1 protein-coding gene is annotated in these 567 nt (G+C 66.3%); it reads right to left on the minus strand.

All coding sequences use genetic code 11. From position 1 onward, the window contains the following. The coding region (locus AC1DFC_RS29775; RefSeq protein ID WP_478180589.1) for an AMP-binding protein at positions 1–567 on the minus strand (567 nt) is incomplete at both ends.

The following is a 567-nucleotide window of genomic DNA, read 5'->3' on the forward strand; positions in this document are numbered from 1 at the left end:
CAGCAACTGCGCCTCGATCTCCCCCAGCTCGATGCGGAAGCCCCGCACCTTCACCTGGTGGTCGATGCGGCCCAGGTACTCCAATTGGCCTTCCGCGCTCCAACGCACGAGGTCGCCTGTGCGGTACAGGCGCTGTCCGCCTTCTGCCGCAATGAAGCGCTCCGATGTCAGTCCGGCCCTGTTCAGGTAGCCGCGCGCCAGCCCGGCGCCCGAGACATACAGCTCGCCGGCCACGCCCACCGGTACCGGGTTGAGTTGCCCATCGAGTACGCGCATCCCCAGGTCGGAGATGGCGATGCCCACGGGACTGCGCTGCAGGCCCAGGTCCTCGGCGGTGATCCGCCGGTAGGTCACATGCACCGTGGTCTCGGTGATGCCGTACATGTTGATCAGTTGCGGGCTGTCATCGCCATGGTGTTCGATCCACTGGCGCAGGCGCTGCGGGTCCAGTGCCTCTCCGCCGAAGATCACCACGCGCAGGGACAAATGCTCTTGGTAGGCTCGCGGCAGGCTGGTCAGCTGGCCGAAGGCCGAAGGCGTCTGGTTGAGCACCGTCACCTTCTGCAC

The sequence above is a fragment of the Variovorax sp. 10L421 genome (genome assembly GCF_056395365.1).